Here is a 13,425-nt window from a genome sequence, read left to right as displayed (position 1 = left end):
AGCAGGTGGCCGCGCAGCTGACCGGCCGCTTGTGGTGGCCGTGGCCGCCCGGGTGGTGCTGGCCGGCCGAGGCATGCCGCTGGCAGTCGGGGCCGTCCGCCTGGAGGGCCGCTCCCGCGGGCGCGTCGGCGGAGCCGGCTCCGTGCCGGTGGTGGGCATGCGGGTCGGCGGCGGCCTGGTCGGCGGCGGCGTGATCGGCCGCGGCGTGGCGCTGCATCGTGCACGGCGCCGCCGGGGCGATGGCCACGGCCATCGCCAGCACGGCAAGCAACATTGCGCGAAGAACTGCCAAGGACCCAGAGACCCTGCCAAAACCCGACCCAATCGTCGCACGGATGGACTTGCCGGGCAACGCACGAACACTTTGATTTAATGTGAACCTGCCTCGGCCCTCGGCGCTGTTGGAATTCGGTCACAGGTCATGCCCGCGCGGCGGCCGAGAGGTGTCGAGATCGTGCCGGCGGGCTTCTGGAGGCTCGTGACTTGGGCGTCTCTGCGTAGGGTGCGATTGCCTGCGGCCTAGGCCGGCTCGCGACGATGCGGATCTCCCCAGGCGCCCGTGACGCCGGTCTTGCCTTCCGAGCTTTGGGCGGGGCCTCGATGTCAGTCCTGACCGGGGCAAGAGGGCGCCGGCCCGTGAGGCTAGGACGCCCGCCCCCTCGGCCTCCCGGGTGCCGGGTCCGAGATGGTCGCGATGCGACCTGATCCTGTCCTCGGTGCCGCGCCAGGGTGCACCACGGACCGCGCGGCCTCGTCTCACCGCCGAGCGCCGGCCGGCTCGGGGCGCTCGGTGACGGGGCGTTGGGGCGCGCGCCGGATCGAACCGGTCGTCAGGCCGTCGTCGAGCGAGCGGAATGCGGGACGCAATTTCTGATACCGTTCGTTGCGCCAAGCAGGGGGGACGTTGTCCCAGGCGCCGGCAAGGGCGTTACCCGGCATCCAGGCCATCAAGGCGGCGCCCAGAAGGGCGGCATGGACAGCTCGGTTCATGGCTACGTTTCCCTCTTCTCAAGAAGCTGGCGGCTTCTTGGAAGAGTTCGGGGCCGACGCGGAAAAGGTTGCAGACCGTTCGAATCTCGAACTGCGGTCGGGCCAAGACCCCGGGGCCGCGCCCCGGGGAGACCAGCCCGGCATTGCGGTGTCCCAGCGGCTCCGGGCCCGGTCTGCGCCCGGCCCGGTCGCAGCCTGACCGCAGCGGTCGGACGACACGACGAGATGGACGGCGTCGCGGCCTGCCGCCACCCGCGCGGAACCCGGCTCTCAGCGGGCAGGCTGCCGCCGCGCTTGCCCGACGTGGCCCGGAAAACCCAAGCCGAACCGATCCTGGGCTCGGGGCCGGGACAGCTCATCGGGATGGCGCGGAACAGATCCTGGGCGAACCGCCATTCGTGGGCGAGACAGAACCGGACTGTCTCGACATCGGCCGGTGGCACCGGCGCAGCCGCGGCGCAACCTCGCCGCCGAACTTCCGGACGATGCAAGCGCGGCACTTGGCCTGCGCGCCTGAGTTCACGGACAGCAGGTGTCCCTTATGCAGGGGGGAGCGCCAACAGGATCCTCTGACGTCGGCTGGACGCTCCCTCCTCCGGCCGTGGCCGTGTCCGCTTTCGGCGACGGGGAGAAGTTGTTCGGCCAGCCTGACCCCGACGACCCGGACGGCGGTGATTCCGGCCCGCGGAGAGCCTGGCCGGGACCGTAGCTAGCGGGCCCGCCAGACAAGGCGTCGCCGAGCCGTCGAGTCGTTGCCCTGACCCGTCGGCGGTCCGCAGCGAGGCCAGGGGTGGAAGATCTACTTCTCCTTCCGGATCTTGGCCTGGATCTCGCGCAGGCTCTTTTCGTTTTCCTCCTTCGTCTTCCGGGCTTCCTTCACCACCGTCTCGTCCTTTGAATGCTTGATGGCGGCCTCGGACATGTCGACCGCGCCCTGGTGGTGTGCCGCCATGCCCTTCATCCAGGCCAAGTCCGGATCGGGGTCCATCATGCCTTGCATCATCGCCTTGTTCATCTTGTCCATGGCTTCCATGGAGGCCTTCTGCAGAGGGCCCATGTTCTTCATGTCCATGCCCGACATGGACCCGCCCTGGCCGCCTTGGGCGAGCGACGGTGTCGCGCCGGAAGCCATGAGTGCCGTGGCTACGAGTGCGGTTCTCACTACCTTCATGCGAGCCTCTCTGTTCGTTTTACCCTGTGGGGGTACAACCCGGCGGCGTGATCCAGGTTCGCCGTCCGATCGCGCTTTTCTGTTGGGTTGGGTCGTAGGCCGGGCGCGAACAAGCCTGCTGCCATCCGGATGGCCGCGCCCGCCAGCCCCCCCGGCGTCCTGCAGCCGCGGTCTGGGGTGACGCCACGGGAACGCTGAGCTCCCGACGAGCGCGCCCGTCGCCGAGAAGGCCACGGGCGACGGGATGAGGGTGTCGGCGGGGCTTGGCACCCCGTGTCAGTGACGCCCTTCCCGGTGGTGGCCGCCCTCGCGCACGACCTCATGATGCTCCTCGTGATGGTCCGCCTCACCATGATGGCCGTGCGTCTGCCTGTGCTCGATGACGTGTCCATGGCGCTCCGCGCCGTGTTGGTCGCCGTGGGCGGCCCCGACTTCGTCGAGCGCCCGCGCCGGCCCTGCCGTGGACCCGAATGCGGCCGCGGCGGCCACGAGCAACCCGACCTGCAACAGTTTCGGCATCCCTTCACCTCCATCGTCGTTCTGCGGCTCAAGGAACGCGCTTGGCCCCATATACGATCCGGGGGTATACAGGCGTTTTTGTTGCCTCCGCGAGCGTTCCGAGCAAAATGGAGGGGCCGGCCGACAGCGGGCGGGCTGGGTCGCGGGGTGGGCAAATGGGCAGGTGGGGCCCTGTAACCATCTGCGCGTTTCCTGCGGATTGGTCCTGGCGGGCACTGCGTCCGTGCGAGGCGGCGGTACCGGGCCGGCCGCTCCGGTGGTCGAGCCCTTGCCCGCTCGCGGCTCGGGTTCGCCTTAGCCCCGGCGAAGGCTGCGCGGGCGGGTGGGCGCGTGTCCGGGGCCGGCACGCGCGGATCGAATGCGAGGCGAGCCGCGGTGACGTGTTTGATGGCCGGGTCAGACGCGTCTTCGCGGTGTGGCCGAGAGAGGCGTCTTGATCAGTCAGGAAGACGAGTTGCGGGCATTGCTATCGTCCGGCCTCGCCGGAAGCGCGGCGGACTACCGGTTGTTCCTGGAGCGACTTGGTCCCCACCTGCGGGCCTATTTCAAGGGTAAGCTCGCGCGCTCCGGACGCGCCGCGCCGGAGGCGGAGGACCTCGTCCAGGAAACGTTGATGGCGGTTCACACGCGACGGCACACCTACGACGTTGGCCAACCGGTCACGCCGTGGCTCTACGCCATCGCGCGCTACAAGCTCATCGACCATCTCCGGCGTACGCGCGCCTCCCTCGCCGACGTACCCGTCGAGGATGCGAGCGAGCTGGTCGCGCGCGACGACCACGCCGCCGTCGAGAGCACGCTCGACGTCGAGCGCCTGCTCGGTCGCCTTCCCGGCAAGATGCAGCAAGCGATCCGGGCCATGAAGGTCGAAGGTCTGAGCGTGGCCGAGGCCGCGACGCGCTCCGGCATGTCGGAATCGGCCGTCAAGGTCAGCGTCCACCGCGGGTTGAAGGCGTTGGCCGCCATGGCAGGAGGCAAAGGGGAATGAAGACCGACGAACTCATCGGCTTGCTCGGCGCGAGCTTCGCCAGCGAGCCTGCCAAGTCTCCCGGCATGCTGCGGCGGATCGCGCTCGGGGCCGCCATCGGGGCCGCCGGGGCACTCTGCCTCGCCCTTCTCGCATTGGGCGTCCGGCCTGACTTGGGTGAAGGCAAGTCACTGACCTTCCTGTTGGCCAAGCTGGCCTTCGCCCTCGCCGTCGGTGGCTTGGCCCTGCGCTATCTCGGTCGCATCGCTCGCCCAGGGGGCGAGAGGAGGGTGCATCTCGGCATCGCGGCCCTGCCGTTCGCGGCAGTCATGGTCCTCGCTGCCCTCAGCCTCGCCAACGCGCCGGCGGCCCACTGGGGGACCATGCTCACCGGCCATATGTGGCTCGAATGCCTCGTCTCCATCCCGGTGATCGCGGTGGTCCCCTTCGCGACCCTGATGTGGGCGGTCCGGAGGTTCGGCGCGCCGACGGACCTCGTCCGGGCCGGGGCCCTGGTCGGGCTCGCCTCGGGCGGCGTGAGTGCGATGGGCTACGCGATTCACTGCATGGACGACACCGTGCCCTTCATCGCGCTCTGGTACGGCGGGACGATTGCCCTCTGCACGCTGGCGGGCGCGCTTCTCGGGCCTCGCCTGCTGCGCTGGTAAGGCCGTCGGCTCACCCGTACGCAAGGGCGAACCGCTCCCGGCCCGCCGCCCGCTTCAGGGGCGGGTCAGCCCGGAGGCCTCCAGTTCGGCCGTGGGTACCCGGACAGGTCGCCCTGTCGAGCGGCCCGGACGCGCGGATGCGCGTCCCACGCCGCCTGCGTGAGCGCCTCCCCGTCGATCCGGAAGGCGCTCGTCCCGTCCTGCGCCACGACCGCCGGGCCGAGCGGATTGTCGAGGATATCGTAGAGCCCGGCCGCCTCGTTCCAGGCGCGGACCGAAACCGAACGGCCCTCGTCCATGAGGAAGGCGCAGTGCGTCCCCGCGGGATGGGGTGGCACGACAGCCCCTGCCCGCACGGGTGCGGCGGTCGCGCGCCCGGGAGGCGAGGGAAGGCCGGCGAGGAAGGCGAGCGCACGCTGTGCCAGAACTTCCTCGAACCCGCATTCCGCTACGCGCCTGGATGACGGCAAGGTCGAGAGGCCGGGCCCGATGGTAGGCCGCGATGTAGTCCCTGTCCTTGTCGGCGAGGCGGGCGAGCTTGGAAACGATCAGGTCGTCCGGGCCGGGGGCCACCACCGTCACAGTCGCCGTGCCGTGGCCTCTCACCTCCCGCACCACCGCGCGCGGGCCACGAGGGCGGCAGGCGGGCGGTGCGGTCGTCGACGCCGTCGATGTAGAAACCGTGCGCCGCGTGGAAGGGCGAGCCCTCGCCGAAGATGACGGAGATCTCCTCGGATGCCTCCGCGAGGTCGTCGTCCTGGGCTGCCTCCCAGGCCCGGGCGTTGGCGGGATAGGCGTCGATCTCGGGCGACATGCACATCGTGACCGGCGCGCCGGGCCAGCCTACGAGGATGCCTTGGCTGCCGACGACCACCACGGTGCGGGCCTTGAAGTGCAACGCCAGCGAGCGGGCGGTGCGCTCCAGGTCCGCGACCGTCCGGATCTCAATCGGACGGCTCACGCCGGAACGGAGGAGCCTTGGCGGCCGGCATGCGCCGCGCGCTGGGCGGCCGCGCCTTTGCGTGCCAGGCGCCAGATCCGCTTCCGGACGTTCGGGTCGCGCACGAACGACACGCCCTCCCCTTCCAAGAACGGCGAGGACAGCCGAAGCCGCTGCATACCCTCGTCCCACCGGGTGAGGAGTTGCCGGATCGTCCCCGGCGGCTGCCCGAGGATCTCGCGCCACTCGGAGACGAAGGTGCGCTCGGGGTAGTCCGCCTCAAGCCGCATGACGGCCATCTTGGCGCTATCGAGGATGCCCGGGTCGCGCGCGAGCCGACGCGCCACCAGCCGATGGATCATCAGCTTGGCACGGTCGTTCACGACTTCCCTGTTTACCTCGGGACGCACGGGATGCCTCTGGAGCCACACGCGTTTCGGACCGTGGGCATTATGCCCGACGCCCGGAGACCCGACAACGTCGGAGTTGGGGCTCGGTTCGACTTCCACAGAACTTCGGTCCCCGCGGATATGGGGTCTGGCACCGGTCTCTTTGACATCCTCCCCGCCCTGGAGGGCGGGGATTCCTACCGCGTGTCAGGCCGCGAGGGCCGGACCCGCCTCGGTGGGTTCCTGGGCCGACGCCCGAACGGGCGAAGTCTCTCCGCAGGCTTGCCGGGCGTACCCCGCCCTTGCGATGTTGACCGACGCCACGTCGTCCGCGTTCGCCGCGTACCCGCACGCCACGCACCGGAACACGGCCTGGCTCGGGCGGTTTTCCGCCGCCACGTGCCCGCATTCCGGGCACGTCCGGCTCGTGTTCGGAGCCGGCACCGGCAGCAGCCAGCCGCCGAGCCATTCCTGCTTGTACCCGACCTGCCGGCGGAACTCGCCCCACCCCTGGTCCAGGATCGCCTTGTTCAGCCCCGCCTTCTGACGGACGTTCACGCCCGGCTCCTCGACCGTCCCGGCCGCGCTCGCCGTCATCGCCCGCACGTCCAGGTCCTCGACGCAGACCACCGCGTGGTTCTTGCTGACGGTCGTCGAGGCCTTGTGCAGGAAGTCGGAGCGGATGCGGGCGATGCGTGCCTGGACCCGTTGTACCTTCGCCTTCGCCTTCCTCCAGTTCCTACTGAACTTGGTCTTGCGGGCCATCGCCCGCTGCGCCTTCGCGAGCGCCGCCTCGGCCTTGCGGAACGCGTTCGCCGGTTCGATGACGGTGCCGTCGGACAGCGTGGCGAAACGCGTCACGCCGACGTCGATGCCGACAAGCGTCGTCGACGGGTGGACCGGCTTCTCGACCTCGCGCTCGGTCTGGACCGAGACGTGCCACTTGCCGGCCTTCAGCGAGACGGTGACCTGCCCGACCGCGCCCTCGACGGCGCGGGAGGCGCGGTAGCGCATCCAGCCGAGCTTGGGCACGCGGATGCGCCCGTTCGGCTGGTCGAGCTCGACCTTCTGCGGGTGGCGGAAGGCGTCGTCCTTGCCCTTCCTCTTGAAGCGCGGGAGCTCGGCCCGCCCCTCGAAGAAGTTGCGGTAGGCGTGGTCGAGGTCCTTGAGCGCCTGCTGCAGGACCTGGCTGTGCACCTCCTTGAGCCAGGCGGTGGCGGGGTCGGCCTTCCAGGCGGTGAGATGCTTGCAGAGGTCGGCATAGGAGAGGTGCTTCCCGCCGGCGGCGTAACGTTCCTTCTGCAGGGCGAGGGCCTTGTTGAAGACGTAGCGGCGCGCGCCGCAGGAGCGTCTCATGAGCCGTTCCTGCGCGCCGTCGGGCCGGAGGACGAACCGGTATGCCTGGACGCGAAGCACGGACCAAGGCTAGAACGGAAGCGGAACGCAGGCAAGGGCCTTGGTACGGATGCCTGGATGGCGGCTGTCGCCGCCGGCGCTATCCATCCCCGCCCTTAAGGGCGGGGCTTTCCGCGCTTCTACTGTAACGCATCGTCCGCGCGTCCCGAAGTCGTCGGTAGCGGCGCCGTGAAGGCAAACGCGAAAGACGATGGAGCATTCGATGAAGTACATCCTTGCGACCTTGGTGGCCTCCACCCTCATGACCGGCGGCGCTTGGGCGCACCCGAGGCTGACCGGCGAGGCCGTTCCCTCGGCGGGCTGGAGCGTCCTGGAAGGCCCGACGGGAGCCGCGCCCGAGGTGACGGGCAGCCTCGGCCGCGTTTGGGAGGGGCGTGATCTCCAGGGACGGGACCTGAGGAGCAGCACGCGCGGGAACGCCCAGTTCCCCGAGCGTCCCGCCGAGGCTCAGAACCTCGGCGCCACTTCGGGCGGACCCGCGTTCTGATCAGCGTCGCGCACGTTGCGCACGCGGCTGTAACCCGCGGGCCCGCATTTGCGAACTTGTCGTCGTCGGGCTTGTCGCGAGCCCGGCGCGTCCGGGGCTAGGCAAGGCCCCCGATCAGTGGGATCCTGGGAGTGGATGTCGATCCGATCCACCATAGCGCGCCTGCTCACGGCCCTCGCCGTGCTCGGCCTGGTTGCTGGGGCGCTTGTCGCCCCCGCGCAGGCGCGCGCTTTCGCGGGCGGCGATTACCGGGACATCGTCGCGCAGCAGGACGACGTCGCGTCGCCGCACGTTGCGCCGATGCCTGCCGACATGCCGTGTTGCGATCCCGCACCCTCGGACCCGGACTGCCGCGACACCAAGGCCTGCCCCTTCGCGGCGGCCTGCGCCGCGAAGATCGTAGCAGGGATCCTGCCTACCCCACTTGCCGGTGATGCCCTGGTCGCCCCGGTCCTCCTGCCCGTTCGGCAGGACCATACCCGGCCAAGTTTGGCCGCAGCCCCGCAGGCCCCCCCTCCCAAACCGCGTTCCTGAGCCCGCCCGAGAGCGGTGCCGCCCCGTGCACGCGCGTGCACGGCAGCCTTCGCGCATCGCCGCCTCGCGGCGGTCCGAACGGTCGAGGCCCCGCGTCCAGACGCTCCGGAACAGGAACATCCCCGTGTCCATCGAACATCCCGCATCCCCGCCGCGTCCCGCCCCTGGGACCCCGGCGCATCCGGCGTGCCCCGAGCCGCGCGGCGCGCTTCCCCATCCCCCCGGCTCCGCGAATGGCGCCATGACGGGACGGGAAGGATTTTCCGCCGCTGACCAGGAGGGGCGCCGGCCGGCCGGAATGGGCGCATGGCTCCTGCTCGGGTTCGTCCTCATCGTAGGAGCCGTGGCGGGAGCCGGCGCCGGCTACGGGCTCGCGCGCGGCGCATGGGATATTCCCAACGCGGTCGCGACGCGGCTTCCCGCACCGGTCGCGGCGTGGCTGCCCCAGGCCGCGCGACCCATGCCCCCGGAGCTCAAGGGTTATGCCTTCGAGCTCCTGGATCCCGAGGCCAAGGCGGGCGAGGCGACCCTCAGGGTCCGCCTGCTCGACGCACGCGTCGGCAAGCCCGTGGCCGACGCGCTCGTCTACGCGCGCCGCCTCGACATGGCGCCCGACGGGATGCCGACGATGACCGGCAAGCTGGAGCCCGAGGCAAGCCCAGGACCGGGCATCCACGCCTTCAGGGCCGGCCTGACGATGGAGGGCCGCTGGCGCCTCTCGCTGGCCGCGAAGGTGCCGGGCGAGACCGGCACCGTCCACGACCAACTCGTGCTCAGGGCGGTCGAGTGATGGACCAGACGACACCGATCCACCTGGCGCGGCACCATGAGCGCGCCCCCCGGGGCGGCCATGCGAGGGCGTGGGTCGCGGGCCTCGTCCTCCTGCCCCTCGCCGTCGCGGGCGGGGCCCTTGCCGGGCTGAGGGCCGGCGCGGCGGGATGGCCCCTGCCGGCATGGTTGCCGCCGTCGGTCTCCGGCCCGCTCGTCGGTCGCGGCGCGAAGCCGGCCGCGGCCGCGGATGCGCCCGTCCTCTACTACCGTGATCCCGACGGAAAGGCGGCCTACGCGCTCGCCCCGGCGCGGACGCCCGACGGACGCGACTACCTTCCCGTGCGTGTCGGCGGGGATGTCGACTTCGAGCCCCGGCCCGCCGCGAAGGAGGCCACGGCGAACGCCACCTACGCCGCGCCCCCGGCCGGGGGCCGGAAAATCCTCTACTACCGCAACCCGATGGGCCTGCCCGACACCTCGCCGGTGCCGAGGAAGGACTCGATGGGGATGGACTACGTCCCCGTCTACGAGGGCGAGGCCGAGGAGGGCAACACCCTCAAGATCTCGCCCGGCAAGGTTCAGCGCACCGGCGTCCGCTCCGAGAGGGCCGAACGTCGCGTCGTCAGCCGCGCCGTGCGGGTGCCCGGCACCGTCACCCTCGACGAGCGGCGCGTCACCGTCGTGGCGACACGGTCGGACGCCTACGTCGACCACGTCGAGAACGTCACGACCGGGGACCGCGTGCGCAAGGGCCAGCCCCTGGTCCACGTCTACTCGCCCGAGATCAACGCGGCCGCCGCCCAGCTCATCGCCAATCCCGGCTTCGACGGGGCCCGGCGGCGGCTGCAGAACCTGAACGTCTCGGAGGAGGTGATCAACGAGATGGAGCGGACCCGGAAGGTGCCGATGGCCATCACCTGGTCCGCGCCTCGGGACGGCCTCGTCCTGCAGCGCACCGCCGTCGAGGGCATGAAGGCCGCGGCCGGCGACACCCTGTTCCGGATCGGCGACATCTCGACGATCTGGGTGCTGGCCGAGGTGCCCGAATACGACCTCGGCAGCGTCAAGGTCGGCCAGCCGGTCGGCGTGCGCATGCGCTCGCTCCCCGGGCGCGACTTCGTCGGCAAGGTCGGTCTGATCTACCCGCAGGTGAACACGCAAACGCGCACCACCCGCGTGCGCATCGAGCTGCCGAACCCCGACGGGGTGCTCCTGCCCGACATGTACGCCGACGTCGAGATCGGGACCGGCGCGACGAAGCCCGTCGTCGCGGTCCCGAACGATGCCGTCATCGACACGGGCGCGCGCCAGGTCGTGCTCGTCGACAAGGGCGAGGGCCGCTTCGAGCCGCGCGAGGTCAAGATCGGCGCCCGCGGCGAGGGCTACACCGAGATCCGCGAGGGCGTGCAGGCCGGCGAGCATGTCGTGACCGCGGCCAACTTCCTGATCGACGCCGAGAGCAACCTGAAGGCGGCGCTGCAGAGCATGGCGGCGCCCAAGTCCCCCGCCGAGCCCCGGGCGCAGGCCGAGGAGAACCCGGAATGATCGCGCGCCTCATCGGCTGGTCGGCCCGCAACCTCGTCCTGGTGCTGATCGGGACCGTCTTCGCGGTGGCGGCCGGTCTCTATAGCGTGCGCACCCTGCCGCTCGACGCCATCCCGGACCTCTCGGACGTGCAGACCATCGTCTACACCGAGTACCCGGGGCAAGCGCCCCAGGTCGTCGAGGACCAGGTCACCTACCCGCTGACCACCGCCATGCTCACGGTGCCGCGGTCGAAGGTGGTGCGCGGCTTCTCGTTCTTCGGGGTCTCGTTCGTCTACGTGATCTTCGAGGACGGCACCGATCCGTACTGGGCACGCTCGCGCGTGCTGGAATACCTGAGCGCGGCCGGCAAGCGGCTGCCGGCCGGGGTGACGCCGACGCTCGGGCCCGACGCGACGGGGGTGGGCTGGGTCTACCAGTACGCCATCGTGGCCAAGCAGCAGACGCTCGCCGAGCTGCGCTCGCTGCAGGACTGGGTCGTCCGCTTCGGCGCCTCGCGCGCCGAGGGGGTGGCCGAGGTCGCGGGCGTCGGCGGCTTCGTGAAGCAGTACAACGTCGTCGTCGACCCGAACCGGCTGCGCGCCCAGGGTATCAGCCTCAGCAGGCTCCGAGACGCCATCCGGTCGAGCAACGCCGACGTCGGCGGCCGCACGGTCGAACTCTCCGAGTTCGAGTTCATGGTGCGTGGGCGCGGCTACCTCAGAAGCGTCTCCGACATCGAGAACATCGTCCTGAAGACGGAGGCCGGCACCCCGCTGCGGGTGCGGGACATCGCCCGGGTCGAGCTCGGGCCGGACGAGCGGCGCGGCATCACCGAGATGAACGGCGAGGGCGAGGTGGCCGGCGGCATCATCCTGCAGCGCTTCGGCGCCAACGCCCTCACCGTTATCGAGGGCGCCAAGGCGAAGCTCGCGGAGGTCGCGAAAAGCCTGCCGGCGGGCACCGAGATCCTGGCGGTCTACGACCGCTCGCAGCTGATCGAGGCGGCCATCGACACCCTGAAGCACACGCTCGTCGAGGAGAGCGTCATCGTGGCGCTCGTCTGCATCGTGTTCTTGGCTCACCTGCGCAGCGCGCTGGTGGCCATCCTGATGCTGCCGGTCGGCATCCTGATGGCGTTGGGCGCCATGCATCTCCTCGGGATCGGCGCCAACATCATGAGCCTGGGCGGCATCGCCATCGCGGTCGGGGCCATGATCGACGCCGCCATCGTCATGATCGAGAACGCCCATAAGCACCTGGAGCGGGCGCCGCCGGGCAGGCCCCGGGTCGAGATCCTGGTCGAAGCGGCGGCAGAGGTCGGCCCGTCGCTGTTCTTCTCCCTCCTCGTGATCACGGTGAGCTTCCTGCCGATCTTCACCCTGGAGAGCCAGGAGGGGCGGCTGTTCGGGCCGCTCGCCTTCACCAAGACCTTCGCTATGGCCGCCGCGGCGCTCCTGTCGGTCACCCTGGTGCCGGCCCTGATGGTGCTGTTCGTGCGCGGGCGCATCATCCCCGAGCACCGCAACCCGCTGAACCGGCTGCTGATCTGGGTCTACCGCCCGGTCATCAAGGTCGTGCTGAGGGCCAAGGTGCTGACCATCCTGCTGGCGGTGGCGGCGCTCGGCCTGACCCTCTGGCCGGCCCGCCAGCTCGGCTCCGAGTTCATGCCGGACCTGAACGAGGGCACCCTGATGTACATGCCCACGACCTTGCCGGGCATCTCGGTGACCCAGGCCGGGGAGCTGCTGGCGACCCAGGACCGCATCATCAAGTCCTTCCCGGAGGTGGCTTCGGTCTACGGCAAGGCGGGGCGTGCCTCGACGGCGACGGACCCGGCCCCCACCGAGATGTTCGAGACGATCATCACCCTCAAACCGAAGGCGGAGTGGCGTCCCGGCGTGACGCTGGCGAGCCTCAAGGCCGAGATGGACAGGGCCCTGCAGTTCCCCGGCGTGTCGAATGCCTGGACGCAGCCGATCCGAGCCCGCATCGACATGCTCTCGACCGGCATCCGCACGCCGGTCGGCATCAAGGTCTACGGCACCGAGCTGGCCGAGATGGAGAAGGTCGCCCGACAGATCGAGGCGGTCGTGCGCAACGTGCCGGGCACGTCGAGCGCCTACGCCGAGCGGGTCATCGGCGGCTACTTCCTCGACATCACCCCGGACCGCGAGGCGCTCGGGCGCTACGGCCTGACGGTCGGGGACGTGCAGGACGTCATCGCGACGGCGCTGGGGGGCGAGAGCGTCACGAACACGGTCGAGGGCCGCGAGCGCTACACCGTCAACGTGCGGTACCCCCGCGACTTCCGTTCGGATCCGCAAGCCATCGCCACCGAGGTGCAGGTGCCGTTGCCGGCCGGCGGCACGGTGCCGCTCGGCGAGGTGGCCAAGGTGCAGCTGACCCGGGGGCCGACCTCGATCCGCACCGAGAACGGGCAGCTCGCGGTCTACATCTTCGTCGACATAACCGGGCGCGACCTCGGCGGCTACGTCGCCGAGGCCCGGGACGCGGTCGACAAGGAGGTCCAGCTCGCGCCGGGCACGAGCGTCCAGTGGAGCGGCCAGTTCGAGTACCTGGAGCGGGCGGAGGCGCGGCTGAAGATCGTGGTGCCCGTGACGCTGCTCGTCATCTTCCTGCTCCTCTACCTGAACTTCCGGCGCCTGACCGAGACGCTGATCGTCATGCTGTCCCTGCCCTTCGCCCTCGTGGGCGGCGTCTGGCTGATGTGGTGGATGGGCTTCAACATGTCGGTGGCGGTGGCGGTGGGGTTCATCGCGCTCGCCGGCGTCGCCGCGGAGACCGGCGTGATCATGCTGGTCTACCTCGACCATGCCTGGGACGAGCGTCGGGCCGCGGCCCTCGCCGCCGGGCGGGAGACCACGCGCGCGGACCTGTACCAAGCCATCATGGTGGGGGCGGTCGAGCGGGTGCGGCCGAAGATGATGACGGTCGTCGCCATCATGGCGGGCCTGCTGCCCATCCTGTGGAGCACCGGCGCGGGGTCGGAGATCATGCAGCGCATCGCGGTGCCGATGATCGGCGG

Annotated in this window: 14 protein-coding genes and 1 pseudogene; 7 read left to right on the top strand and 8 right to left on the bottom strand. The window is 70.5% G+C overall.

Annotated elements, in window-relative coordinates:
- From MFF42_RS05770 to MFF42_RS05755, 4 genes and pseudogenes are all read right to left on the bottom strand, one after another.
- Positions 1–253, bottom strand: a pseudogene (locus tag MFF42_RS05770) (hypothetical protein); the annotation flags it as partial.
- Between the two features lie 503 nt (positions 254–756).
- Positions 757–990 (bottom strand): hypothetical protein, encoded by a 234-nt coding sequence (locus MFF42_RS05765; protein ID WP_041371369.1) that lies wholly within the window; start codon positions 988–990, stop codon positions 757–759.
- Positions 991–1,789: 799 nt separating this feature from the next.
- A complete protein-coding gene (locus MFF42_RS05760) occupies positions 1,790–2,161 on the bottom strand; it encodes a DUF305 domain-containing protein (protein ID WP_096485543.1) in 372 nt (123 codons plus the stop codon).
- A gap of 276 nt (positions 2,162–2,437) precedes the next feature.
- Entirely contained in the window at positions 2,438–2,680 is a 243-nt protein-coding gene (locus MFF42_RS05755) for a hypothetical protein (protein WP_157914193.1), read from the bottom strand.
- Positions 2,681–3,113: 433 nt separating this feature from the next.
- On the opposite strand from MFF42_RS05755, the gene MFF42_RS05750 reads away from it, so the two are divergent.
- Positions 3,114–3,668: a sigma-70 family RNA polymerase sigma factor gene (locus tag MFF42_RS05750; RefSeq protein ID WP_183667249.1), complete on the top strand. Its 555-nt coding sequence runs from the start codon at positions 3,114–3,116 to the stop codon at positions 3,666–3,668.
- Positions 3,665–4,315: an NrsF family protein gene (locus tag MFF42_RS05745; protein WP_012454454.1), complete on the top strand. Its 651-nt coding sequence runs from the start codon at positions 3,665–3,667 to the stop codon at positions 4,313–4,315. The genes MFF42_RS05750 and MFF42_RS05745 overlap by 4 nt, the downstream gene beginning before the upstream one ends.
- A gap of 65 nt (positions 4,316–4,380) precedes the next feature.
- Here MFF42_RS05745 and MFF42_RS05740 read toward each other — a convergent pair whose 3' ends face one another.
- The 4 genes from MFF42_RS05740 to MFF42_RS05725 form a co-directional block, all read right to left on the bottom strand.
- Positions 4,381–4,653 carry a hypothetical protein gene (locus tag MFF42_RS05740; protein WP_183667250.1) on the bottom strand — a complete coding sequence of 91 codons (273 nt, stop codon included), beginning with the start codon at positions 4,651–4,653 and terminating at the stop codon, positions 4,381–4,383.
- A gap of 110 nt (positions 4,654–4,763) precedes the next feature.
- Positions 4,764–5,276 carry a hypothetical protein gene (locus MFF42_RS05735; RefSeq protein WP_183667251.1) on the bottom strand — a complete coding sequence of 171 codons (513 nt, stop codon included), beginning with the start codon at positions 5,274–5,276 and terminating at the stop codon, positions 4,764–4,766.
- Entirely contained in the window at positions 5,273–5,638 is a 366-nt protein-coding gene (locus MFF42_RS05730) for a hypothetical protein (protein WP_183667252.1), read from the bottom strand. Before MFF42_RS05730 ends, MFF42_RS05735 begins: the two co-directional genes overlap by 4 nt.
- A gap of 213 nt (positions 5,639–5,851) precedes the next feature.
- Complete coding sequence (locus MFF42_RS05725; protein WP_183667253.1) at positions 5,852–7,060, bottom strand: RNA-guided endonuclease InsQ/TnpB family protein; 1,209 nt, start codon at positions 7,058–7,060, stop codon at positions 5,852–5,854.
- Between the two features lie 202 nt (positions 7,061–7,262).
- On the opposite strand from MFF42_RS05725, the gene MFF42_RS05720 reads away from it, so the two are divergent.
- The 5 genes from MFF42_RS05720 to MFF42_RS05700 all read left to right on the top strand — a co-directional run.
- A complete protein-coding gene (locus MFF42_RS05720) occupies positions 7,263–7,547 on the top strand; it encodes a hypothetical protein (RefSeq protein WP_063111115.1) in 285 nt (94 codons plus the stop codon).
- Positions 7,548–7,682: 135 nt separating this feature from the next.
- Positions 7,683–8,081, top strand: a complete 399-nt coding sequence (locus tag MFF42_RS05715; protein WP_183667254.1) for a hypothetical protein — start codon at positions 7,683–7,685, stop codon at positions 8,079–8,081.
- Positions 8,082–8,379: 298 nt separating this feature from the next.
- Positions 8,380–8,871, top strand: coding sequence for a FixH family protein (locus MFF42_RS05710; protein ID WP_238254885.1), 492 nt, complete (start codon positions 8,380–8,382; stop codon positions 8,869–8,871).
- Positions 8,871–10,397 carry an efflux RND transporter periplasmic adaptor subunit gene (locus tag MFF42_RS05705; protein ID WP_183667256.1) on the top strand — a complete coding sequence of 509 codons (1,527 nt, stop codon included), beginning with the start codon at positions 8,871–8,873 and terminating at the stop codon, positions 10,395–10,397. The genes MFF42_RS05710 and MFF42_RS05705 overlap by 1 nt, the downstream gene beginning before the upstream one ends.
- Positions 10,394–13,425: efflux RND transporter permease subunit (locus MFF42_RS05700; RefSeq protein ID WP_238254884.1), on the top strand; the 3,032-nt coding region annotated here is incomplete at its 3' end. The genes MFF42_RS05705 and MFF42_RS05700, both read left to right, overlap by 4 nt.

It is taken from the genome of Methylorubrum podarium (assembly GCF_022179745.1).
GTDB classification, from domain to species: domain Bacteria; phylum Pseudomonadota; class Alphaproteobacteria; order Rhizobiales; family Beijerinckiaceae; genus Methylobacterium; species Methylobacterium podarium.
This window is presented reverse-complemented; position numbering and strand designations above follow the sequence as displayed.

Coding starts and splice junctions, on each gene's coding strand:
- MFF42_RS05715 (WP_183667254.1), top strand. CDS start 7,683: ATGTCGATCCGATCCACCATAGCGCGCCTGCTCACGGCCCTCGCCGTG.
- MFF42_RS05755 (WP_157914193.1), bottom strand. CDS start 2,680: ATGCCGAAACTGTTGCAGGTCGGGTTGCTCGTGGCCGCCGCGGCCGCA.
- MFF42_RS05765 (WP_041371369.1), bottom strand. CDS start 990: ATGAACCGAGCTGTCCATGCCGCCCTTCTGGGCGCCGCCTTGATGGCC.
- MFF42_RS05745 (WP_012454454.1), top strand. CDS start 3,665: ATGAAGACCGACGAACTCATCGGCTTGCTCGGCGCGAGCTTCGCCAGC.
- MFF42_RS05710 (WP_238254885.1), top strand. CDS start 8,380: ATGGGCGCATGGCTCCTGCTCGGGTTCGTCCTCATCGTAGGAGCCGTG.
- MFF42_RS05760 (WP_096485543.1), bottom strand. CDS start 2,161: ATGAAGGTAGTGAGAACCGCACTCGTAGCCACGGCACTCATGGCTTCC.
- MFF42_RS05720 (WP_063111115.1), top strand. CDS start 7,263: ATGAAGTACATCCTTGCGACCTTGGTGGCCTCCACCCTCATGACCGGC.
- MFF42_RS05705 (WP_183667256.1), top strand. CDS start 8,871: ATGGACCAGACGACACCGATCCACCTGGCGCGGCACCATGAGCGCGCC.